Annotated in this window: 26 protein-coding genes; 15 read left to right on the top strand and 11 right to left on the bottom strand. The window is 57.2% G+C overall.

Translation table 11 applies throughout. The features are described from left to right. Positions 1-85: 85 nt before the first annotated feature. Entirely contained in the window at positions 86-856 is a 771-nt protein-coding gene (locus IM265_RS05470) for an amidohydrolase (RefSeq protein WP_041911141.1), read from the top strand. A 56-nt stretch (positions 857-912) separates the two neighbouring features. Here IM265_RS05470 and IM265_RS05475 read toward each other — a convergent pair whose 3' ends face one another. From IM265_RS05475 to IM265_RS05510, 8 genes are all read right to left on the bottom strand, one after another. Further along, entirely contained in the window at positions 913-2,514 is a 1,602-nt protein-coding gene (locus tag IM265_RS05475) for a gamma-glutamyltransferase family protein (protein WP_193031476.1), read from the bottom strand. A gap of 9 nt (positions 2,515-2,523) precedes the next feature. Beyond that, positions 2,524-3,399 (bottom strand): ABC transporter permease, encoded by an 876-nt coding sequence (locus IM265_RS05480; protein ID WP_193031451.1) that lies wholly within the window; start codon positions 3,397-3,399, stop codon positions 2,524-2,526. 2 nt (positions 3,400-3,401) lie between these two features. Next, on the bottom strand, positions 3,402-4,343 hold the full coding sequence (locus IM265_RS05485; RefSeq protein WP_028012068.1) for an ABC transporter permease: 942 nt from the start codon (positions 4,341-4,343) through the stop codon (positions 3,402-3,404). Positions 4,344-4,361: 18 nt separating this feature from the next. Then, positions 4,362-5,876 carry an ABC transporter substrate-binding protein gene (locus IM265_RS05490; RefSeq protein WP_074171829.1) on the bottom strand — a complete coding sequence of 505 codons (1,515 nt, stop codon included), beginning with the start codon at positions 5,874-5,876 and terminating at the stop codon, positions 4,362-4,364. A gap of 2 nt (positions 5,877-5,878) precedes the next feature. Continuing rightward, positions 5,879-6,961, bottom strand: coding sequence for an ABC transporter ATP-binding protein (locus IM265_RS05495; protein ID WP_049137444.1), 1,083 nt, complete (start codon positions 6,959-6,961; stop codon positions 5,879-5,881). Continuing rightward, positions 6,958-7,971 carry an ABC transporter ATP-binding protein gene (locus tag IM265_RS05500; protein ID WP_047367562.1) on the bottom strand — a complete coding sequence of 338 codons (1,014 nt, stop codon included), beginning with the start codon at positions 7,969-7,971 and terminating at the stop codon, positions 6,958-6,960. The genes IM265_RS05495 and IM265_RS05500 overlap by 4 nt, the downstream gene beginning before the upstream one ends. Further along, positions 7,968-8,687 (bottom strand): FadR/GntR family transcriptional regulator, encoded by a 720-nt coding sequence (locus IM265_RS05505; RefSeq protein ID WP_028012064.1) that lies wholly within the window; start codon positions 8,685-8,687, stop codon positions 7,968-7,970. Before IM265_RS05505 ends, IM265_RS05500 begins: the two co-directional genes overlap by 4 nt. Before the next feature lie 365 nt (positions 8,688-9,052). Continuing rightward, complete coding sequence (locus IM265_RS05510; protein WP_049137440.1) at positions 9,053-10,882, bottom strand: glycosyl hydrolase family 18 protein; 1,830 nt, start codon at positions 10,880-10,882, stop codon at positions 9,053-9,055. A 316-nt stretch (positions 10,883-11,198) separates the two neighbouring features. On the opposite strand from IM265_RS05510, the gene gspG reads away from it, so the two are divergent. The 12 genes from gspG (at position 11,199) to IM265_RS05570 (ending at position 20,260) form a co-directional block, all read left to right on the top strand. Next, the gene (gene gspG, locus IM265_RS05515) at positions 11,199-11,618 is read left to right on the top strand and encodes a type II secretion system major pseudopilin GspG (RefSeq protein WP_045259779.1); all 420 of its coding nucleotides are present in this window, start codon (positions 11,199-11,201) and stop codon (positions 11,616-11,618) included. Between the two features lie 2 nt (positions 11,619-11,620). Then, the gene (locus IM265_RS05520) at positions 11,621-12,085 is read left to right on the top strand and encodes a lytic transglycosylase domain-containing protein (RefSeq protein WP_193031453.1); all 465 of its coding nucleotides are present in this window, start codon (positions 11,621-11,623) and stop codon (positions 12,083-12,085) included. Further along, positions 12,082-13,251 (top strand): type II secretion system F family protein, encoded by a 1,170-nt coding sequence (locus IM265_RS05525; RefSeq protein ID WP_193031455.1) that lies wholly within the window; start codon positions 12,082-12,084, stop codon positions 13,249-13,251. The genes IM265_RS05520 and IM265_RS05525 overlap by 4 nt, the downstream gene beginning before the upstream one ends. Beyond that, the gene (locus IM265_RS05530; RefSeq protein ID WP_193031457.1) at positions 13,251-14,870 is read left to right on the top strand and encodes a GspE/PulE family protein; all 1,620 of its coding nucleotides are present in this window, start codon (positions 13,251-13,253) and stop codon (positions 14,868-14,870) included. Before IM265_RS05525 ends, IM265_RS05530 begins: the two co-directional genes overlap by 1 nt. Next, positions 14,854-15,570 carry a hypothetical protein gene (locus IM265_RS05535; protein ID WP_193031460.1) on the top strand — a complete coding sequence of 239 codons (717 nt, stop codon included), beginning with the start codon at positions 14,854-14,856 and terminating at the stop codon, positions 15,568-15,570. The genes IM265_RS05530 and IM265_RS05535 overlap by 17 nt, the downstream gene beginning before the upstream one ends. Next, entirely contained in the window at positions 15,548-16,063 is a 516-nt protein-coding gene (locus IM265_RS05540; RefSeq protein WP_069733313.1) for a hypothetical protein, read from the top strand. Before IM265_RS05535 ends, IM265_RS05540 begins: the two co-directional genes overlap by 23 nt. Continuing rightward, on the top strand, positions 16,047-16,565 hold the full coding sequence (locus IM265_RS05545) for a hypothetical protein (protein ID WP_028012056.1): 519 nt from the start codon (positions 16,047-16,049) through the stop codon (positions 16,563-16,565). The genes IM265_RS05540 and IM265_RS05545 overlap by 17 nt, the downstream gene beginning before the upstream one ends. Beyond that, a complete protein-coding gene (locus IM265_RS05550) occupies positions 16,562-17,074 on the top strand; it encodes a hypothetical protein (RefSeq protein WP_063155402.1) in 513 nt (170 codons plus the stop codon). The genes IM265_RS05545 and IM265_RS05550 overlap by 4 nt, the downstream gene beginning before the upstream one ends. 92 nt (positions 17,075-17,166) lie before the next feature. Continuing rightward, positions 17,167-18,960: a secretin N-terminal domain-containing protein gene (locus IM265_RS05555; protein ID WP_232948720.1), complete on the top strand. Its 1,794-nt coding sequence runs from the start codon at positions 17,167-17,169 to the stop codon at positions 18,958-18,960. Further along, entirely contained in the window at positions 18,960-19,436 is a 477-nt protein-coding gene (locus IM265_RS05560; protein ID WP_028012053.1) for a type II secretion system protein, read from the top strand. Before IM265_RS05555 ends, IM265_RS05560 begins: the two co-directional genes overlap by 1 nt. Continuing rightward, positions 19,423-19,785 carry a type II secretion system protein gene (locus IM265_RS05565; RefSeq protein WP_080339181.1) on the top strand — a complete coding sequence of 121 codons (363 nt, stop codon included), beginning with the start codon at positions 19,423-19,425 and terminating at the stop codon, positions 19,783-19,785. Before IM265_RS05560 ends, IM265_RS05565 begins: the two co-directional genes overlap by 14 nt. After that, positions 19,772-20,260 (top strand): type II secretion system protein, encoded by a 489-nt coding sequence (locus tag IM265_RS05570; protein WP_193031462.1) that lies wholly within the window; start codon positions 19,772-19,774, stop codon positions 20,258-20,260. The genes IM265_RS05565 and IM265_RS05570 overlap by 14 nt, the downstream gene beginning before the upstream one ends. Before the next feature lie 127 nt (positions 20,261-20,387). Here the strand turns inward: IM265_RS05570 and IM265_RS05575 are convergent, their stop codons facing one another. Beyond that, positions 20,388-21,347, bottom strand: a complete 960-nt coding sequence (locus tag IM265_RS05575) for a hypothetical protein (RefSeq protein WP_192979049.1) — start codon at positions 21,345-21,347, stop codon at positions 20,388-20,390. A gap of 225 nt (positions 21,348-21,572) precedes the next feature. Here IM265_RS05575 and IM265_RS05580 point away from each other — a divergent pair, with 225 nt between their 5' ends. Together IM265_RS05580 and IM265_RS05585 are read left to right on the top strand one after the other, a co-directional pair. After that, on the top strand, positions 21,573-21,944 hold the full coding sequence (locus IM265_RS05580; protein ID WP_048960602.1) for a hypothetical protein: 372 nt from the start codon (positions 21,573-21,575) through the stop codon (positions 21,942-21,944). 60 nt (positions 21,945-22,004) lie between these two features. Further along, a complete protein-coding gene (locus IM265_RS05585; RefSeq protein WP_370551784.1) occupies positions 22,005-22,199 on the top strand; it encodes a hypothetical protein in 195 nt (64 codons plus the stop codon). A gap of 20 nt (positions 22,200-22,219) precedes the next feature. On the opposite strand, the gene IM265_RS05590 is transcribed toward IM265_RS05585, so the two are convergent. Together IM265_RS05590 and IM265_RS05595 are read right to left on the bottom strand one after the other, a co-directional pair. Beyond that, entirely contained in the window at positions 22,220-22,480 is a 261-nt protein-coding gene (locus IM265_RS05590) for a hypothetical protein (protein ID WP_136342893.1), read from the bottom strand. Between the two features lie 97 nt (positions 22,481-22,577). Further along, the coding region (locus tag IM265_RS05595; protein ID WP_193056007.1) for a hypothetical protein at positions 22,578-23,043 on the bottom strand (466 nt) is incomplete at its 5' end.

The following is a 23,043-nucleotide window of genomic DNA, read 5'->3' on the forward strand; positions in this document are numbered from 1 at the left end:
GCCCGGTGCGGGGTTTTTTATTGCCACATTTTCTCGTAATGACGTGCTACAGTGTCAAAAAGGGGTCGTTTGAGGAGTCTGTATCGTGCCTGGTTTGAAGATTTCGATTTTGCAGCAGCCTTTAGTGTGGATGGATGGCCCTGCCAACCTGCGCCACTTTGATCGTCAACTGGAAGAGATTACCGGGCGAGATGTGATTGTCCTGCCGGAGATGTTTACCACCGGCTTCGCGATGGAAGCGGCGAAACAGTCGATGCCCCAGGAAGAGGTGGTCGCCTGGATGCATGCCAAAGCGCAGCAAACCAACGCGCTGATCGCCGGGAGCGCCGCACTGCAGACGGAACGCGGCCCGGTGAACCGCTTCCTGCTGGTTGAGCCGGAAGGAAAGGTGCATTTTTACGATAAACGCCACCTGTTCCGCATGGCCGATGAACATCATCATTATGAAGCCGGTAACGAACGCGTGGTGTTCGAGTGGCGCGGCTGGCGCATCCTGCCGCTGGTCTGCTACGACCTGCGCTTCCCGGTGTGGTCGCGCAACCGCAACGATTACGACCTGGCGCTGTACGTCGCCAACTGGCCCGCGCCGCGCTCGCTGCACTGGCAGGCGCTGCTGGTGGCTCGCGCGATTGAAAACCAGGCGTACGTGGTGGGCTGTAACCGCGTGGGGACGGACGGCAACGGCCACCACTACCGCGGCGACAGCCGGGTGGTGAATCCGCAGGGCGAGATCATCGCCACCGCCGAACCGCATCAGGCGACGCGCATTGATGCTGAATTATCGTTAACGGCGCTGAAGGAGTATCGCGAGAAGTTCCCGGCGTGGCAGGATGCGGATCCGTTTAGCATTGGGTGAAAAAATGCCGGGTGGCGGCTACGCCTTACCCGGCCTACCAATGTTGCTCGCTTCTTTTAACTCACTAACGCCTGCCCGTCTTTGCGGCTCTCCGTCGCGGCCACGTAGTGCCCTTCCGGCATACGATAGATCACCTGCGCACCGCCGAAGTTGTAATCCTGGAGCGGATCTTCCACCACGATCTGATGCCCGCGCTCGCGCAGCGCGGCAATGGTGTTGCGATCGAACGTCGATTCAACAATCACCTCCCTGCCCTGCACCACGCGCCAGCGCGGCGCGTCGATGGCCGCCTGCGGGTTTTGCCCGTGCAGCATGATGCGCAGCGCCATCTGCATATGCCCCTGCGCCTGCATCGGGCCGCCCATCACGCCGAAGGACATCAGCGGCTTGCCGTTGCCGTCCATCGCAAAGCCCGGAATGATGGTGTGGAAAGGACGCTTGCTGCCCGCCAGCGCGTTCGGGTGTTTGGGATCGAGCACAAAGCCGCAGCCGCGGTTTTGCAGGCTGATTCCGGTATCCGGCACCACAATGCCTGAACCGAAGCCCATAAAGTTGGACTGGATAAACGAAACCATCATCCCGCTGGCGTCCGCGGTGCTGATGTAGACCGTGCCGCTCTGCGTCGGTGAACCGTACACAAAGTCAGAGGCGTTATCGCGATCGATAAGCGCCGCACGCGACTTCAGATAGTGGTCGCTCAGCAGCTCTTTTGCTGCGAACTCCATATGTTCTTCATCCGCCACGTAGCGGTCGAGATCCGCCAGCGCCAGCTTCATGGCTTCAATGGATAAGTGCAGAGACTGCACGGAGTCCGGATGATGTTTCTCAATGCCGCACTGCTCCAGAATACCGAGTGCAATCAGCGTGGCGATCCCCTGCCCGTTTGGCGGCAGCTCCTGTACCGAGCCGCCCGCGAAGTCGCGCGACAGCAGTTCAACCCAGTCCACGCGATGGTTTGCCAGATCTTCCGCTGACAGGTGCGCGCCGTGCTCCTGGGCGAAGGCGGCGATTTTCTGCGCCAGCTCACCACGGTAAAAGGCTTCACCGTTGGTTTTGGCAATCAGCTCCAACGAATGTGCCTGCGCCGGGTTACGGAAGATCTCCCCCACGCGCGGGGCGCGGCCTTCCGGCGCAAAGCAGGCGCTAAAGCCAGGTTGATCTTTCAGCTTGTTATAGCCGCGCTGCCAGAGATGACCAATCAGCGGCGAGACCGGGAAGCCGTTGCGCGCGTAGTCAATCGCAGGCTGCGCCAGCGTGGTCAGCGGCAGCGTGCCGAAGCGTTCCGCCAGGGCCACCCAGCCCGACACCGCACCCGGCACCGTCACCGCGTCCCAGCCGATTTCCGGCACTGCGCTTTTACCGGCAAACAGATCCGCATGCCAGCTGGCCGGCGAGCGCCCGGACGCGTTCAGGCCGTGAAGTTTTTCACCGTCCCAGACGATGGCAAAGGCGTCGCTGCCGATGCCGTTGCCGGTCGGCTCGACAACGGTCAGCGCCATGGCGGTGGCAATGGCCGCATCGACGGCATTACCACCCAGCTGCAGCATTTTCATTCCCGCCTGCGCCGCCAGCGGCTGCGAAGTGGCAACGGCGTTGTGGCCCATCATCGGCGGGCGGCGTGAAGCGTAACCGGATGTAAAATCAAGCGCTTTGGTCATCATGACTCCTTAGTCGTGGCGCGGATCGAGCGCATCGAGCAGCCCGTCGCCAAGTAAATTAAAGCCCTGCACGGCAAGGAAAATCGCCACGCCGGGGAAAACGGACATCCACGGCGCCTGCTCAAGGAAACCTTTCGCGGTATTGAGCATGGACCCCCAGGACGGATTGGGCGGCTGCTGCCCCAGCCCTAAAAACGACAGGCTGGCTTCGGCAATAATCGCCGAGGCAATGGCCAGCGTGGCCTGAACCAGGATCGGCGACATCACGTTTGGCAGAACGTATTTAATGATGATCCAGCGATCCGGCAGGCCAATCGCCCGCGCGCCGTCGATGTACTCTTCGTTGCGAATGGCGATCACCTGCCCGCGCGTCAGGCGGGCGAAGATCGGCATCGCCGAAAGACCGATGGCGATCATCGCGTTGGTCAGGCTCGGGCCTAAAAATGCCCCCAGCGCGATCGCCATGATCAGGAACGGACAGGCCAGCAGCGCCTCGATAAAGCGCGAGATGACGCCGTCCCACATCTTCTGGAAGTAGCCCGCCACCAGCCCCAGCGGCACGCCGATGACCACCGCGATAACCACCGACATACAGCCCGCCATCAGCGAGGTTCGCGCTCCCCAGATAATGCGGGACAAAATGTCGCGCCCCAGCTCGTCGGTGCCGAACCAGTACATCGCTGACGGCGCTTTGCGCACCGCGAGGAAGTTGGCTTTAACCGGGTCAAACGGGGCGATCCACGGCGCCAGCAGCGCCACCAGCACAAAGAAACCCACCACAAGCGCGCCAATCACCGCGCTTTTATTGGCGAGGAATTTCTTCAGCACCCGGTTCTGCGCGCGCGGCAGCGCGGGGGCTACGGTTTGCGTCGTCAGTTCCGCCATCGTTAACCTCGCATTTTCGGGTTGATAAGGACATAAAGCACGTCGGCCAGCAGGTTGAGCAGCAGGAAGCCGATCGCCACGATCAGCACCACGCCCTGCACCACCGCGTAGTCACGGTTGAACACCGAGTCGACGATCATCTTGCCGAAGCCCGGAATGGTGAACACCTGCTCGGTCAGCACCGCGCCGCCCAGCAGCTCGCCGAACAGCAGCGTGGTGAGGGTGATCACCGGCACCAGCGCGTTGCGAAACGCGTGCTTTAGAATGACCGCCTTCGGCAGCAGCCCCTTGGCGCGTGCGGTACGGATATAATCCGCTTTCAGCACCGCAATCATCGACGCGCGGGTATGGCGCATCAGCGTCGCCGCCAGCCCGGTTCCGAGCACGGACGCAGGCAGCAGCAGCGTGCGCAGGTTCTGAAGCGGATCTTCACTGAACGGCACGTAGCCGGACGCGGGCAGCCACTGCAGGTTCACCGAGAAGACCAGAATCAGCAGGATCCCCAACCAGAAGTGGGGAATAGAGATCCCCGAAATCGCCACGAAGTTCGCCCCGTGATCGACCCAGCTGTTTTTGTTCACCGCCGCAAGGATCCCCATGCTGATGCCAAACACCAGCGCAATAATCATCGCCAGCAGCGACAGCTCCAGCGTAACCGGTAGCTTGCTGGCGATAAGCTCGGTCACCGGCTCGTGCGTGCGCAAGGAGACGCCAAGATCGCCCTGCAGCGCCCGCGTCAGCCAGTGGAAATACTGAACCGGGATCGGCGCATCCAGGTTCAGCTCCGCGCGCAGCTGGGCGATCACCGCCGGATCGCGTTCCTCACCGGCCATCGCAATCAGCGGGTCGCCGGGCAGCAGCTTTTGCAGCCCGAACACCATCATGCTCACCAGCAATAGCGTCGGGACGGCCAGCAGCAGACGTTTGCAAATCAGTTCCAGCATGGGTTCTCCTCAGGACGTTTATTTCGCCAGCGTCAAACCCGCCAGACGCACGATGCCGTCCGGGTAAGGCTTAAAGCCCTGCACGCGCTTGTTCAGGCCAAAAATGCGCGGCTCGAAGTAGAGGTAGGCAATCGGCATGTCGGTTTGCAGCTGCTTCACCACCTTGTCATACAGCGGCTGGCGTGCGGCCTGGTCGGTGCTCTGGCGCGCCTGCGTCAGCCATTCGTCGACCTGCGCGTTGCTGTAACGGCCGTCGTTAAGCGTGCCGTTGCTGTGGATAAAGCCGTAGATGCTGCCGTCCGGATCCGGGCGACCCGACCAGCCGGAGAAGCTCAGCTGATAATCACCGCTCTGCTGGCGATCCAGCAGCGTGGCAAATTCGGTCATCTGCAGGTTCAGCGTGAAGCCGGCCTCGGCGACCATCGCCTGCAATACCTGTCCCACCTGCTGCGAGGTTGGGTTGTTCGGCACCAGCAGGTTGACGGTCAGCGGCGCGGTGACGCCTGCCGCTTTGAGCAGCGCTTTGGCTTTATCAACGTCGCGCGGCGGAACCGGCAGATTCACGTGATACGGGCTCACCGTCGAAAACGCCTGGTTTGCCGGAGTGTAGAGGCCTTCGAAAACCACCTGGTTTAACGCTTCACGGTCGATGGCCTGAGAAAACGCCTCGCGCACGCGGGCATCTTTGAACGGATCGTTCGCCGGGACCTTGCCGTTGTTAATATTGAAGGTGATCCCCTGATAGCCCAGGCCGGTGACCTTCGCCAGCGCCAGCTTGCTGTCGGCTTCGACGGTTTTGACGTCGCTGGCGGCGATGCCTTCGGTCAGGTCAAGATCGCCCGCGCGCAGGTTCGCCAGACGCACGGAAGCATCCGGGATCGGCAGATAGATAATTTTGTCGAAGTGGTAGGCGCCTTTGTTCCAGTAGTTGTCGAAGCGGGTCAGAACGATGCGGTCCTGCGACACGCGGCTGTCGAACTTGTACGGGCCAGAACAGACCGGATGGGCGGCAAAGTCAGGCTTTTTCGCGGCCTCGGGCGCCATCATCGCGCCCGCGCGGTCGGTAAGCTGCATCAGCAGCGCGGCGTCCGGCGTTTTCAGGTGCAGCGCTATCTGCATCGGGCCGGTGACCTCTACCGATTCCACGGAGGAGATCTCGCTTTTCCGCAGGGAGCCTTTGAGGGTCAGGGCACGGTCGAGGTTGTATTTCGCGGCGGCGGCATCGAATTTCTCTCCGTCATGGAAGGTCACGCCTTCGCGCAGATCCATGGTCAGCGTTTTGCCGTCGGCGCTCCAGGCCCACGATTTCGCGAGACCTGGCACGACCTTCAGATGCTCGTCGACGTCCACCAGCCTGTCGCACAGGGAGGCAAACACGAAGCGGCCATAGTAGGTGCGCGCCAGGTGCGGGTCGAGCATGTCCGGGTCTGCCCCCAGGCCGATTCGCAGCACGCTTTCAGAATGGGCGGGCAGCGCCGCGCCAAGCAACATAACACTTCCCAGTACGGTCAAAAGAGAATTACGCATTGTCATTATCATGAGTTCCTTGAAGGAAGGGAGGAGTGAGTGGCCGCGTGTTCAAACAGCGCGCGGCGGCGCAGAAAGGCTGCGGATGGCGGTGCGATCTGGATAACGCTGCGATCGCGGTTAATTTCCTGCCAGCGGTGGCAGGCAACCTGACGCCCGCCGTCGAGCACCTGATTAATCGGCTCGACCTGGCGGCATTCGTCGGTGACGTACGGGCAGCGGGTGTGGAAGCGACAGCCCGACGGCGGGTTCGCCGGGTTCGGCAGATCCCCCTGCAGCAGCGGCGCGTCGCGCTCAACACCCGGCTGCATCTGCGGCGCCGAGGCGATCAGCGCCTGGGTGTAAGGGTGCAGCGGTGCGTCAAAGATCTCGTCGACGGTGGCAAGCTCAACGATCTGCCCAAGGTACATCACCGCCACGCGGTCGCTCATGTGGCGGATCACCGCCAGACCGTGGGCGACGATCACCATCGTCAGCCCCAGCTGGTGCTTCAGGCTCTCCAGCAGATTAACCACCTGCGCCTGCACCGACACATCCAGCGCGGAAACCGGCTCGTCGCCCAGCAGCAGCTTTGGCCCGGAAGCCAGCGCGCGGGCAATGCCGATACGCTGGCGCTGCCCGCCGGAAAACTCGTGCGGATAACGCCCGGCCCAGGCGGCAGGCAGGCCAACGGTCTTGAGCAGCTCCGCGACGCGGTACTGACGATCCGCTTTCTTCATGTTCTGGTGCAGCCACAGCGGCTCACCGACGATCTGCTCCACCGTCATGCGCGGGTTCAGCGAGGCAAAAGGATCCTGAAAAATAATCTGCAGTTCGCGCCGGAGCTGGTTCAGACGGGCGCCTGTGGCGTGGGTAATCTCCTCCCCCTGATAAAACACGCGTCCTTCGCTGGCGGCCAGCAGACGCAGCAGCAGACGGCCGAGGGTGGATTTCCCGGAACCGGACTCGCCGACAATCGCCAGCGTTTCGCCCGGCATCACGGCAAGCGAAACGCGATCGACCGCCGTGACAAACCGGGCCGGGGAAAAGAGTTTTTTCGGACCGGGGAAAAGCTTGCTGAGGTCCCGGGCTTCAAGAATGGGCGTGGTCATGCGGTCTCTCCCAGGGCAATGTGGTGTTCGAGCGGCACGCGGAAGCAGGCGACCTGATGGCCCGCGCCGAGCGTGGTGAGCTGCGGTTTTTCATCATGACAGCGCGACTGCGCAAACGGGCAGCGCGTCGCGAAACGGCAGCCTTTCGGCATGGACTCCGGCAGCGGGACCGATCCGGGAATGGTGGAGAGCTGGCCTTTGCGTGCGCCCAGCGAAGGGATCGAGCCCATCAGGCCGATGGTGTACGGGTGCTGCGGGTCAGCGAATATTGCCTCAACGCTCCCCTGCTCCACCACCTGCCCGGCGTACATCACCGCCACCTGCTGGGCGACTTCGGCCACCACGCCCAAATCGTGGGTGATCATCAGCACCGCCGTGCCGGTTTCCTCTTTTAGAGTGTTCAGCAGGGTCAGGATTTGCGCCTGGATGGTGACGTCGAGCGCAGTGGTCGGTTCATCGGCAATCAGCAGTTTAGGGTGGTTGATCAGGGCCATGGCAATCATCACGCGCTGGCGCATGCCGCCGGAAAGCTGGTGCGGATACGCCTTGAGGCGCATCTCCGCCGCCGGGATCTGCACCTTTTCAAGGATCTGCAGCGCGACCTTCATCGCCTCCGGGCGCGTAACGTTCTGGTGACGCATGACCGCTTCACTGAGCTGATCGCCTAACGTGAAGGCCGGATTGAGCGAGGTCATCGGCTCCTGAAAAATCATCGCCAGCTCGCTCCCGCGCAGGTCGGCATATTCCCGCGGCGAGAGCTTGCGCAGGTCGTGGCGGCGAAACTGCATCTCGCCGCTGACAATCTGCGCGCTGGCGGGCAGTAAACCCATCAGCGCCAGTGAGGTGATACTTTTCCCGCAGCCGGACTCCCCCACCAGCGCCAGCGTTTCGCCCGCTTTGACCGTCAGGGAAATGCCGTCCAGGACGCTGACCGGCGAGCCGGAAAACTTAACGTTGAGATTATTCAGCCGGAGTACAGGCGTGGAGTCCTTAAACGGGATCGTCGTCATAGCGTGAAATCGTCCTCAAGGTGGATCGCCTGAATCAGGGCGTTTTGCAGGCTTAGCAGGTGTTCGCGCATGGCGGCCGCTGCTTCATTAGGCTGGCGATGGATAATCGCGGACATGATCTTGTGATGGTGGTCGTTGTAGCTGTCGACACGTTCGGGCGTGCGGGCTAATTCACGCAGATGCTGCCAGCCGGGTTCGCGCCGCACGGCGTCAATGGCGTCAAACAGGCCGAGCATCAGGCGATTGCCCGCCGCCTCGGCAATGGCGCGGTGAAAGGCGCTATCCCAGAGTTCATTGAGATCGCGGTCATCCGGGCTGACCTTGTCGATGCGTTCCAGCATGCGCTGCATGAGCGCGAGGTTTTCCCTGGTGGCACGCAGTGCCGCAAGCCGGGCTAAGCCGGGTTCGATCTGTATACGAGCTTCCATCACTTCCAGCAGATTGGTCTGCTGAACCAATCCCTGAAGGGCCAGCGGTTCAACAGGGGCAGCCGGACCAATAAAGGTGCCTTTGCCCTGTTTACGCCAGATCCGCCCTTCTTCTTCCAGCACGTCCAGCGCGCGACGCACTTCGCGTCGTCCTACGCCGAGTGTTTCCGACAGCTCACGTTCCGTGGGCAGCGGAGTGCCTGGTGTTGACTCATGCTGGTTGATTAGCCCGCGCAGTTGCTCAAGCGCGGTGCTGGAATTGGCCAGAAACCGTGACGGTTTTTCCATATTGGTTCGCTCACTATCATCGTTATTTTCTTTTTATGAACGATAAGTTATTGATATGGCGTGCTACTTATCGTGCTAATGATTAAGCAATAAACGAACCAATTTTTTAATGGTTCAAAAGAGATTTAAAAAAGCGGTAGTAAATGAAGGGGTTACAGCAACGTATTGTTACAGATGCAAGCGGCATCCTGAGACGATAAAGGCCAGAAAAGAACATGAAACGCACAAAAACAGTGCAAATATTGCACTACAATAGTGCCATTGTTAATTTTTTGCACTATAAATGATAACAATAAGTTAACAAAAAGTAATAAATAAGGCGTGCTTACGCCTGAAAATGGCCCCCTTGCGAGGGCCGCGAAAGATTAAGGTACAGGCTGCCAAAGCGTCGCAGCCGCAGTCGGCGCCCAGTCGGACTGAGACGTGTGCCCCTGCACGCAGCGATACTGTGTGCCGTTATACGTGACAATTTCTCCAGTCTTATAGCGCGTACCGACTTTCCACTCGCCTTCCGGCTCAGGCGTCACAGACCCCTCTTTCGTCGTGGCTTTAAGCGGTGTACTGGCGAGAGACTGATGACCTTTGGCATTTTCGGCGATCACCTGGTAGCTGTAGGTTGTTCCCGCGCGCAGGCCGCTGTCGAAGATCTGCGTTCCGCTTACGGTGAGTAACTCCGCCCCATCGCGTAGCACGTGGTATTTCACCGCGTTGTCTACCGCATTCCATTTCACCGTCAGGCTGTTTTCCGTCGAAGAAACCAGGGCCAGGCCGCCTGGCGCGTCAGGACGTCCCTCTTCGACCTGTACGGTTTCTACCTTAACCACGTTGCTGCTTTCAGAGATATTGTTCGCTGCATCACGTGCTTTAACGCTGTAGTGGTACACCACACCGCCGGTCTCAACCGCATTATCGGTCCACTGGGTGTCCGTTGAAGACCCGACTTTGATGTCATTACGGTAGATGTCATATCCCACTACGCCACGGTCATCGGTGGAGGGCTGCCAGGCAAGGGTGATAGTCAAGCCATTGTTCAGCACCTTCAGTCCTGCTGGCGCAGTTGGCGCGACGGTGTCCTGCGGGCGTTCAGGCGACATCAGGTCCGCGCGCTCTTTCATTTCATTGAAATAGTCAACCTGCTGCGGGATGGACAGCTGCTGATCGTTTGAACCCAACGTCCAGATAAAGAACCCACCATAGCCGTTTTCCGCCTGCCAGCCCGCACGGTTTACGTTGTTCTGTCGATTTTCAACAAAGCGACCTTCTGGCCCCCACTGGGAGTTGATGGTCTGACCGAGAACGATTTTGCTCTTATCACCCACCGCCCGGGCGTAGTTAGCCATCGCCACGTCATACTTAAAGCGTGGGCCGGCGTCATAGGCCATGACGTTGAAGAAATCGAAAACGTTTTTCCCCTGCGTCAGCAGCGGCAGAACTTCGCCATGGTGTGAAGAGCGAGCCGCCTCAACGAAGGAACAATTCTCGGTTACCGCGCTGTTGGTGCAGTTCTCCGGGTCAGCACCGACGTGATAGGTGGTCAGGCTCAGCAGCTTTTTGCTGCCAGACGCATTGAGCTTGCTACGAACCCGTTCAGCCAGATCCAGCAGGTTTGCGTTTTCCTCTGGCGTGACGCGATCGGGCTTTTCAAAGTCAAAATCGATGCCGTCAAGCTGAACGGTACCCGCCTTCTGGTAGTTCGCCATATTACATTTGCCTTGCCAGTCGGCGCTCAGGCATTCGCCAACCATCTCTTCCGGCTTCAGGTTCTTTTTATATACCGGGAAGTTGGTATTCAGCAGATTCACCAGATTCTGCGCCAGCGTTTCTCGCGTTTGCGCGTTATTCAGATAAGACCACATCGCGGAATACGTCTCGCCGCCGAGCGCCAGCATCATTTTTTTCTCCGGGTGCGCCAGCTTCAGCTGGCTCCACACGACATAGGCTGGCGCATTAATGTACCAGGGATCATATTGTGGTACTGAAACAATATTATCGGAACTGGACAGCTTACCGCTTGCATCCCAGCCACCAAATGAAAGCAGGAACGTATCCGCTTTCACCTCTTTCATATCCTCAACGGACTCGACCGGAACGCCCCAGGAGGTCAGATAGGTGACCGCTCGCGGTGCCTGCGCCGCGAAAGCCGACTGCGCCATTAGTGCGCTACCAATTAACAGAGATAATGTAAGTTTTTTCATCAAAGTTCCTTATTGCTTTGTGATGATAGTCCTATGGATTACCTCGCAAATTGTCTTTTTTTTTAGCGCCGAGATCGTTGGGGATAATAGAGTGGTGAATCAGGAAACCCTCCGCGTTAAATAAGAAATATCTCTCGCATTTATAATAAATACTTCAACGACAGCGCGGGAGAATTCTCGCATCCTGTAAGACGCTTCTTTATTTAATTTTCCCATCTTCACCAATTAAAAAAGATGGCATACCTGTGTTCCCGCTCTTTTATCAGGGAAAATTCAGGAATTAATCACAACTATTATCCAACTAGGGACGCTCTCAATGAAATATGCAACAAACGTGATGCGAAAACAGGGTGGTTTCACCCTGCTTGAACTGCTGGTCGTGCTGATGATTATTGCGCTGCTGGCAGGATTTGTCGGGCCAAAAGTCTTCTCAAATGTCGACTCGGCTAAGGAGAAAACCGCCATGCGCCAGATGCGCTCGCTTGCTGAGGCTCTAGGGCAATATCGCCTCGACACCGGCAGTTATCCAAGTGAAACACAAGGTCTGAAAGCGCTGACTGAAAAGCCTTCCAACGCGCAAAACTGGAATGGCCCTTATCTTAGCCAGCATGTGCCGTTAGACCCCTGGGGCAATCCGTACCAGTGGCATAACCCCGCCCGGACAAAAGACGCCATTAATGAAGTCGAAATAACCTCCGGCGGTAAAGACGGTAAGCCTGTCACTTACGGGTTCTGAATATGCTGCGCCTGTCCATATATTCGCTGTTTATCTTCAGCGTATTTTCCTGCCGGGCCGATTGCTGGCAGCTGGCGGGAGAACGTTACGGCATTGAGCCAGAGCTATTACAGGCGATAGCGATAGTGGAATCCAACGGTAATACCCGGGCCATCAACAAAAATCGTGATGGCTCAATGGATGTCGGTCTGATGCAGATCAATAGCATTCACTTCGATGCGCTGCGTAAATTTCGTATTAGTCAAAAAGATCTGCTAACCGACCCTTGCCAAAGTGTCATGACCGGCGCCTGGATCCTGGCAGGTCAAATCCAGCGCTTTGGTTATACCTGGGACGCGGTGGGAGCGTATAACGCCGGAACGGCAAATACCCCCCAGCGCCGCGCACTTCGTCAACAATACATAAAAAAAGTGGCTCCGCATTATGCCCGCCTTAAAAGGCAGAGCCATACACTGTTGCCAAAATGAAACCATATACCGTCACCATCCTCCAGGGGGGGAAACGCGCCAATCAGACCGTACTTGCCGCGTCGCCTGATGATGCCAGCGCCCGCATTATTGCCGGCGGCGGCATCGTTTTGCAGGTACAGGAACGCCCCGCCCGCAAGGAGAAACGCTTTCCACTGAATCTGTTCTTGCAGGAGCTTATCGCTCTGCTGGAAGCCGGGCTGGTCGTGGTCGAGGCCGTCGAAGCGCTGCGCGAAAGCAGCCGCGATGGTGGCACCTCGCTGGTTCTGGATACGCTGGTTAAAAAGCTCTACGAAGGAGCGCAACTCTCCCAGGCGATGATGGCGCTACCAGCACTGTTTCCGCCTCTGCTGATTAACACCGTTGCCTCTTCTGAGCAAACCGGACACTTACCCGAGGCGCTAAAGCGTTTTCAGTTTTACGAATCAAGAATGGAAATTCTGCGCAAGCGGATTAAATCAACCCTGCTCTATCCGACGATTGTCATTGCCGCCGGCGGGATAATTCTGTTCTTTCTGCTCGGCTTTATTATTCCGCGTTTTTCCGTGGTGTTTGACGGGATGAAGAACCCGTCCGCCAGCGCACAGCTTATCCTCTGGTGGGGACGCCTGACGCAAACCCATGGCTCGCTGTTGCTGGCCGGTTGCGCGGCAGCGGTCGCAGGCATCGTGATGGCGGTGCGCAGCCCGCGCCTGCGCCAGCGCGCGCTCGGTTTGTTGCTGCGCATTCCCGCCTTACGCCAGCAGCACCAGCTTTCTGTGCTGGTGCGTTTTTACCGCACGCTGGGCCTGCTGTTACAGGGCGGCCTTCCCGCGCCAGATGCGCTAATGCTGAGCCGGGAGATCCTGCCCGCCACGCATCGTCAGCAGGTTGAACAGGTTATCCGCGACGTCGCCGCCGGCGAGTCGCTCTCCCGCATGCTGGAAGCGCAACGGATGACGACTCCTGTCGCCAGCCGCCTGCTGCAGGTCGGCGAGCGCAGCGGCGAACTGCCTGCCATGTGCGAGCGGATCGCCGCTTTTTATGATGAATCGCTGGAACGCGCGATTGAAACCTTTAGCAAAATTTTTGAACCGATTCTGATGATGGTCGTTGGCGGCATCGTTGGGCTCGTCGTGTTTTTACTGTACATGCCCATTTTTGAACTGGCAGGAGGATTGCAATAATGTCTCACTCACCGTCTGTAGAACCCCTTTTCGACCTGCCAGACGAGCAGCGCTGTCAGGCGCTGGCGGAACTGCTGGACAGTTTCCCAGGCGCGTTAGAAGAAGCCGCCGGTTCCCTGGGGCTCACGCCGCTCTCACCCACACAGCTCGCCGACAGCGAAGAGGATTTCGAAGCCGTGCCGCTGACCGAATCGCTCAGCCAGCGAGCATTGCCGCTGCGCGTTAACGGTCAGCTCCACGTTGCGCTGGGCGATCCGTTTTCACTGGCGCTGCGCCAGTGGGCCTATAACGTGAATGCGCTCCCCGCGCTCGCCCCGCTCTCTCAGCTTAATGCCCGCCTTGATGAACTGGCAAAACAGCAGCGCACGCTCGATCAGCTGGAGCAGCAGCAGAGTGAAGAGAATAAAGAGGCCCGGTGGCTGGAGATCACCCCAGCAGCCATCGCCAGTGAACCCCACGCCGTCATTAAGCTGGTTAACGCCACGCTGTTTGATGCCCTGCAGAGCCGCGCCAGCGATATTCATCTTTGCGCCGTCGCGGATGGGTTGATGGTGAAGTACCGCATTGATGGCGTCCTGCACAGCATTCGCCACTGCGCCGGGCTTCAGCAGGCGGAGCAGGTGATCTCCCGTCTCAAAGTATTAAGCTGCATGGACATTTCCGAACGACGCACGCCACAGGACGGGCGCTTTAAGGCGTTGATTCTCCAGCGTCCCGTCGATTTTCGCGTGTCCATCATGCCGGGCGTCTATGGCGAGGATGCCGTACTGCGCGTGCTGGATAAATCTCACGATCAAAACCTGCGCCTGGAGACGCTCGGCTTTGATGAGCACACGCTGGGTGCGATTCGCCAGTTAACCCATCTGCCCCACGGTATGGTACTCGTCACCGGGCCAACGGGGAGCGGGAAATCCACCACCCTCTATTCAGCACTCAGCGAACTTAACAGTGGTGAATGCAAAATTATCACCATTGAAGATCCCGTGGAGTACCAGCTCAACAGCGTGCTGCAAATTCCGGTCAACGATAAAAAAGGGCTCACCTTCGCCCGCGGCCTGCGCGCCATTTTGCGTCACGACCCGGACATCATCCTGGTGGGTGAGATCCGCGACGGTGAAACCGCCGGCATTGCCGTGCAGGCGGCGCTCACCGGCCACGTGGTGCTCTCCTCGGTTCACGCCAATGACGTCTTTAGCGTACTGGAACGTTTTTTATATATGCAGGTGGAGCCCGCCAGCCTGATCACCGCCCTTAACGGCGTCGTGGCGCAACGGCTGGTGCGCCAGATTTGCCCGGACTGTATTGATGACACCACACCCACAGATGACCTTCTCGCGGCGTGGCAATCCGGACCGCTGCAGCAGCTCACGCCCCGCTGGCGTCGAGGGCGAGGCTGCGATACCTGCCGCGACAGCGGTTTTCGCGGCAGGCTGGCGCTGGCGGAAGTGCTGCATTTCAGCGATGCGATGAAAGAGGCAATGCTGGCGCGATCGCCCCGGCGCAAGCTAAAGGAAGTGGCGCTGAATGACGGTTTTGTTCCGCTCTCGACCATCGCGCTGCGCGCCGTGCTCGAAGGCAAAACCACCTGGGAGGAGGTGAACCGTGTTATCACTCACTAACACCTGGCAGTGCGATATCTGGCCTCATGCCGTGCGGTTGCGCCGCAACAACGTGGTTCTCGCCACCCATGAACGCCGGCCAGATGAGCCTCTTGAAGCCGCGCTCGAAACGCTGCTGCGCCAGCGCCCTTCCGTCTTACCGTGGCGTGACGCGGTGGAGTTTCACCTCGATACCGACGATCTGACGTTTTTAATTCAGCCCTGGCATGACGGCGTGACCACACCGCAGGAACTGCTCCAGCTCGCCCGACAGCAGGCGATTCTTCGCGCGAGTCCGCCCGTCGACTGGCAGGTGCGCTTCGAGACCCTTAACTGGCAGCAGTCAGCGCTGGCCGCGTGCCTGAAGCAACCTTGCTGGCACCTGCTTGTCACGCTGGCGCGTCGGGAGCGGCTGCGGTTTCGCGGTGTTGTCACGCCGTTTCAAAAGCTGTTTAGCCACTTCGCCGCCGCACTGCCGGAAAACGGCCTGTTTGTGGCGATGAGCCCCCACCATAGCCGGATTGCCAGCCGTCAGCACCACAGCTGGCGCGACGTCTGGACACTCACCCTGCCACAGCAGGAGATGGACGCCCAGCTGCGGGTTATCGCCCGGCTAAGCGGAATGCAGGACTGTCCTGGCTACGTCATTCATACCGACGGTGAGCATCACCAGGAAGTCGCGCTACAGGAGAGTCCTCATGACGCCGCTGTTTACGCGTAGTTCCCCGTGGGCCGCACGCACGCTGCTGTTAACCGGACTCCTCTGCTTACCGCTCACCGGTGCCGTGATGTATGGCCTGTTTGAGCACCAGCGCCTTGAGCTGGAGACGTCGCAGGTACAGCAGCAGCTCGCCCAACGGCAGCAAGTGCTGCGCAAGCTGCGTGAAGTGGAGCAGCGCCGGTTGCGCCAGGCTCAGCAACTGCAGGCCGTCCCGCCTGCCATCAAGCTGCTGGATAACATCGGCAGCGTACTGACGCCTGATATTGCGCTCCTGAGCATTGACGTCATTGCCAGTAAAGGCGATGCGCGGCTTACGGTGAATGCAGGCAATCTTGACGCCCTGCTCGCCTTTAGCGAGCGGCTACAGCAGTTGCCGGCGCATGTGGTGCTTGAAAACCATCGCCAGTCGGCGCAGGGCGATCCTGCCTGGCCGATTAACGCGGTACTCGACGTCAAGGTGACGACGGAGGCGCACCATGCGGCTTCAGAATAAACCCGCCGTGCTGCGCTGGCAGGCGGCGTTATTTGCCGGGCGCATCGGAACGGTTCCGCTCGTGCTCGCCGGGCTGCCCGCAGGGCTGCTGCTGTTATGGCTTGGCGGCGTGCGGCCGCACACCATCCATTTGCAGGAGAACCTTGCCCGGATCCAGGCGCAGCTACAAACCGCGCTGCCGCTGGATAAACAGCAGCCGGAACTGCAAAGCCGCATCAGCCTCGGAGAATATCAGCAGGTCAGGCTCATTTTTGAGCAGTTCAGGAGCCGAGGGATGAAGGTCGACGCCAGCCGCTATCAGCTGGAAAACGACGACGGCAAAACCGCGCTACGGCTGGATATTCCGCTGCGCGGTGAATATCTGCCGCTGATGGACGCCCTGGAAACGCTAAGCCGCACTTTGCCGTTACGCATTGAGCAGCTAAGCCTGCGGCGCGCCGGGCCATCGGAAAGCCAGCTCAGCGCCACCGTGCAGCTTCGCCTGTTGAAGGAGTCGCCATGAAACTGCCGCGCTATTTACAGCTGGCGCTGGTGCTGACCGCCGGTGCTGTTTTCTGGAGCCAGTTTGCCGATGACGAGATATCGCAAGCGCCGCTTGAGGCGCAGCCGGTCTCACGCCCGCGCCCCGCGCCAGCAAAGCCGGAGACGGCTCACGCAACGCGCATCGATCTCTTTTCAACGCCACATAGCAGGACGCAAGACGCAGCAGAAAAGCCGCCGGAAAACTATCGGCCTGAAGAGGCGACACCAACCGCACCGCCGCTACCGCTTCAGCTCCTCGGTGCCTGGTGGGAAAACCGTCAGAGGATCGTTGTGCTGACGGATGGCAAAGAGACCTGGCCGGTCTGCGAGCGCTGCAGGGCGGACGGCAGGATCTGGATCGGCAGTTCGCCGGTCAACAACTGGATTTTAAAAGCGGTGGCGAACGACCACCTCCTGTTTGAATGGCAACCCACCCATAGCCAGCAGCGGCTGGAACTGGATGAGCTGCAATCGGAACCGACACATTAATCATGAAAAAAACTATTGCTCTCACTTTTTTGTTGTCATGCGCGCTACTGAGCGGCTGTGCACAACGTGCGGCGCCTCCGGTCCGGGAATCAGTGACCGCCTCGCCGCAGGTGCTGGTTAAGCGGCTTAAGGAGATAGATCAACAGCGCATCGCCAGCCCACAGGATATTGCGCTTCGCGCCGAGCAGGCTGACATCAGCAAAAAGCTGGTCAATGACTATCTGAAAAACGCCGATCTCGCGGTGCGTCAGAACAATTACACCCTGGCGACGCAAATGTGGCGCGATGCGCTTACCTATGAGCCCGGTAACCTGCGCGCCCTGCAGGGCTTACGCAAACTCGATGCCCGTAGAGCGCTGGACGCATTGTATAAGGAGGCGGTGGCTAACAGCACCCGCGACCCGGCACGCGCGCTGCACAAAATCCAGCAGGTGCTGGAAGAAGATCCCAACTGGCCCCAGGCGCGCGCGCTGCGCGATCACCTGATGCGTGAGGTGTCGCGGATCAACCAGCCGGAGCAGCGTCTGAACCGGGAACTGCAAAAAACGATAGCGCTTAATTTTCGCGAGCACAGCCTGATGGCCATCTTTAACACCATCAGCCAGATGACCGGGGTCAATATCATTTTTGACAAAGATATTTCCTCCAGCACTACCGGCAGCCTGATAGCCAAACGCACCACTGCGGAAGATGCTATCAACGTGCTGCTGTTGTCGAATAACCTGCGGAAGAAGGTGCTGAACAGCAATACGTTGCTGATCTACCCCGCCACCGCGCAAAAAGAGAAGATCTATCGCGACGTGGTCGTCAAAACCATCTTCCTGGGTTATGCGAAAGCAAAAGAGGTCAACGTCGCCCTGCGCAATATGGTCAAGCTGAAGGATGTGCACGTTGATGAGCGAACCAACTCCGTCACCCTGCGCGGGCCAAAAGAGAACGTGGAAAAAGCGGAGCGCCTGTTAGTGACGCTCGACCGGCCTGAAGCGGAGGTCACGCTGGCCGTTGAGGTGCTGGAAGTAAATACCAACGATCTCGAAGCGCTTGGCGTGAAGCTGCCGCAAACCATCAGTGCGGGTTTTGCGAAAAGTAAAGAAGGTGATTTAAAGGGAAGCGGGATCCCGCTGGGCGACCTGAGCGCCAAAAATATCATGGTCGATATCGACAATATGACCATTGACATGAAAAAAGTGTTGAGCAACGCCAGAGTGCTGGCCAACCCGCGGATCCGGGTGAAAAACAATAAAAAAGCGCTGGTTGATATTGGTCAAACGATCCCGGTACTGACCACAACCGTCAATGACGGGATTTCGCAACAGAAAGTGGATTATCAGGACGTCGGCCTGAAGCTGGAAGTCACCCCGGAAGTCAGTATGGATGACAATATCTCAATGGAGGTGAAGTTCACGCTCAGTGCCCTGGGCGCCGAAGAACCCGGTGAGAACGGAGCAAAGTATTACCGCACCACGAAACGCGAAGCCAATACCACGCTCAGCAGTATGAACGGCGAGACCCAGATGCTGGCAGGGCTGATCAAGCAGGATGAAACCACGACCCAAAAAGGAACGCCGTTATTAAGTGACATCCCGGGGCTGGGCCGCCTGTTTAGCAGCAATTCCGACAACAAAGAGCGCACGGAGGTGGTGCTGTTAATTACGCCGACTATTGAGCGCAACCTCGATTTACCGGGAAGCCACGTCAGTACCATTGAGATGGGCAGCGACGATTTAACGGGCGACAGCATTCAACTGCGCGACCTGCAGCGCGACGAGCCGGGCAGCGGGTTTACCGCACCGGCGCTTGCGCCGCCGGCCCATTTCCCTGACCGGGCGGCCACGCTGCCGCCACCGATCCTCGATGAGTCAGAGACGGAAAACGGAGCATCGTAATGCAGCGCCAGCGCGGTTTTACCTTGATTGAGATGATCGTCACGCTGGCGCTACTCGCCACGCTTGCCGCTGCCGCTGCGCCGCTGATGCGTAACTACCATCAGCGGCAGCAGGAGACGCAGCTACGTGAGTCGCTGCGCACGCTACGCGATGCCATTGACCGTTATCACCAGGCAAGCGTGGACGGCATCATTGAGAAAAAAACCAGCGAATCGGGATATCCGCCGACACTAAAAAGCCTGGTGGAAGGCGTCCGGGATAAGACATCGCCCACTGGCGCGATGATCTACTTCCTGCGCCATATACCGCGCGATCCGATGTGCGATTGCGAGGGAAAAAATGATGAAGAGACCTGGCGGTTACGCGCATCCACGCAGCCACCCGGCGATTTCAGCGGCGGAGGGAAAGACGTGTTTGATGTCAGTAGTACCAGTACGGCCAGCGGTCTGAATGGAGTGCCCTATGCGCAATGGTGAAAAAGGTTTTACGCTCATCGAGCTGCTGGTGGTGATGGCGATCATCGCGACATTGATGACCCTGGTCGCTCCACGTTTTTTCCAGCACGCGGACAGAGCCAAAGAGGTGGTGCGCGAGCATAACCTGCATGCGCTGCGCAGCGCGATCGATCACTACCGCCGCGATCGCCTGGCGGGGCCGTACAGCCTGGAGGATCTGATCGAGGCCGGTTATCTGCGCCAGATGCCGCTGGATCCCATCACCAACCGCCGCGATATCTGGGAGGCGAAGACCGATGACGAAGGGCAAATTATTGACGTCGAGACGCCACCTAAACCCGGTCAGGATCATCGCGATGCGTTCGATTAAACAACAGGGAGGTTTTACCTATCTGCTGCTGCTGATTGCGCTCTCTACGCTGGCGTTGTCGCTGCTGAAAAGCCGCGACGAGGTGCTGATGCGTTATCAGGCGCAACAGGAGGCTGAGCTTTTATTTCGCGGGGATCAAATCCGCGCGGCGATACAGGCCTACCGCGGCAACGGTGATGGCTGTTTTCCCGTGCGTTTCGAACAGCTACTTATTGATAAACGCGGGCGAAAACCGCTTTATCACCTGCGCCAGCACTACGCCGACCCGCTAACCGGGAGTAAAAACTGGGGGATGATCCTCGATCCTCAGGGGCGCTGGATTGGCGTGCGCAGTCTCGGAAAGGGTACGCCACGGAAAAAAGTCGGCTTTCGTCACGATCCAAAACAGTTTGCCAAAGCAAAAACGTATTACGACTGGAAATTTCAGGTAGAGAGCGATCCGCAGGCCCCGCTGCCTGCGGCTTGTGGTCGCTAATGCAATGATGTGGCGAGACCTGATGTCCCTGTCACGTAGTCTGATCTGCCCGGCGTAACGGCACGAATAGGGCAGGCAACAGGCTCTGTGAGATGCTGCCTGCCCGCTTCGCTAATAGACGGCCTTTTTACTGCGCGACGGGAACAGTCACTTTGCTAACCACTAAGGTAATGGTCGCCTTTGCGTCCCCTGCTTTCAGCGGGATTTTATATTCATCCGGCTGGGTAAAGAGCGCCATGTATTTGTCATCTGGCATATCTATGATGACGTCATCGTCTGCGGCGGTGGCTTCGATCCGTTGCAGCAGCTCTGCTTTGGTCAGAGGTTTGTTCCATCCGGCAACAATACGATCGTTTTTAATGTGAATCTCATTACTCTCAAGGACGCAGAGCGCATTTTGCTCACCGCCCTGAAGGCGATAAAGTCGGTTTTCCGTTAAGGTGTCAAGAGACGGGCAGACGACCTCTTTTTGCGAACCCGACTCTGCCAGCGTGTAGCTAAATTTCACTTTCAGGTTATCCCCGTGGCGAACGCCCTGTTTTTTCCAGTCGCCACTGTCCCCGGTGAACATGCGGATCCCGTTGGGGATGATCGTGCTGGCGGCAGCAAAAAAGTCATTCCCGTTAACGGAAAAATAGGGCCGAAGCGTTAAAGATGAATCATTAATAATGGTGATCACCGGAGAGTTAATGGAACGGTAACTCTTTTTCTTATAACGACAGTTTTTCCCGTTTGCCTGTAAGTTGACGCCGTTGTCTTTACTGACAATCATGGCATAGTTGCAGTTAAGGCCGTTTTCAATAGATTCGTTCAGCACCGCACCATTATCGACAATGATATTCATCACGCCGTTATCTTCGTTACCAAACCAGACATGAGGAATAAAATCGCTATCGTAACCCTCTTCATAAATAGCATTCTGAACCCTGATTTTCAGATGGTCAGGGTTTTCAATATTGATCATACGCGCGTAATCACTGGCACATACTGATGCTGTGAAAAAAACGCTAAGCATGGCTAATGCAACGGCTGTCTTTGTCATGAAAAAATCCTCTTTGAGAAAAATAAAAACAACAAGTTTACGCAACAGTGACCATATCTTAATGCTTCAGACCGTAAAACATACCACCAGATAAAATCATCGTTTATTTATTTTTAACTCATAGACACAGAGAAGATTCTTATTAATCAGAAGACCAGCACCGTCTTATTTTATTCTGAGGAATGAATATACTGCCTTGCCACTATTCAGGCAGGAATAGTAGGCTTAATAGCCATCTCATATATTTTACCATGATGAGCGAGACATAAGATGGAACCATCAATTAAACAGACTCATGAAAAAATTCGGGTTTGCGTGCGAACAAACTCTTTTTTATTCGAAAAAGGGCTTGAAGAAATAGCGCGATTTTATTTTATCGCCAGAGATAAAATACTGTGCATTATCGATGCTGACACGTTTGGCACGAAGACGCATCTGGTGAAGTATCTGGAGTTCATCAGAAGAATTAAACCCGACATGCTTGTTTTGATCACGGGTCATCACACCCGAAGCGAGCAGCACGCATGGTATGTAAGAGCAAATGAATCCCTGTCGGGCTGGTGCGAAACCATTGATGCCATGAACTTTATGCGACCCAATCTCGACAGCGTTATCGATTTTTACAGAAGGCAACATGACTGAAAATCTTTTGCAAACGGAGGACTAGACGTGAAGTTAAGTTTTTGTATCAGGACGAATGTTTTGGCGAAAATGGCCGATGTCACCGAGGCTGAATTAGTGTATGCGCTCATGACGACGGGTAAGCTGTTCGGGGTGAAAATACCGGCACCGTTACCGGGCAGGCATAATGCCAAAACGCGTAGCTTTGATTACAAAGAAGCACTGGATTTTGCTGAAGAAGTGAAAATCGCCCGAGACGCTAAAAGGCAGATCTGAAAACGTAATAAGCCCATCCCTTAATCAAGTGATACCTCAATCCATTCCTTATATTTACAGCAGCACTGCCCGGATGACTTAGCGTTTTCCTTCAACATTGATAGCGCAATACAAATGACTTCAGCGTACAAGCAATCATTAATACTCCGGGCATACTCAAGTTTTTTACCCAGATAATAACTAAGCGAAACATGATCAATATTAATCCCCTGCAAGGATAATTGCGTGGCGGCATCGCCAATGAGTATTGATGCTTGCTTTTCAGGATAGAGATTATTCATGAATTTTAGCCCTGCACTTTGGAAATATTCGACAGGTAGAGTTCAGGGGGCTTATGCCCCCTTGTTTACAAAAACACCTCAGAATGAATTAACGTGTTTACCAATCACAGCTACTTAAGCCCGTATTTTTAAACGTTTTTGATTCCGTCTTTCCTCTGATACCGTCCTTATTAACTGGCGTCACATAAAGCGTGACTTCCCCCCAATAGCCTAAAGTAACGCTTTTTATGTTGGAAACGACGGTGCTTCCCCACTTCCACTGAAATATCGTGTTGCCTTCAGATGCACCGCCATTAGCGTTGTAGGTGTAGGTTGCCGTTATTCTGTTACAGGCTCCGGTACTGCCGCTGTAACCCAGGTTTGTAACGAAAGGCGCAGGCTTAGATCTTATGGTAACAGCTCCACTAAAGGCCTGAGTGCCAGATAACGGCTGCCCTGAACCTTTAGGCGTCACGGCCACCCGCACGTCATAGCCCGCATAGCTGTCCGGCAGCGTGAACGTTTTTGCCGTTCCGCCTGCGACATTCCTCCACGTCTGGCCATCCTTCCACTGCCACTGGAAG

It is taken from the genome of Enterobacter cloacae complex sp. P17RS, assembly GCF_014895885.1.
Classification (GTDB): domain Bacteria; phylum Pseudomonadota; class Gammaproteobacteria; order Enterobacterales; family Enterobacteriaceae; genus Enterobacter; species Enterobacter bugandensis.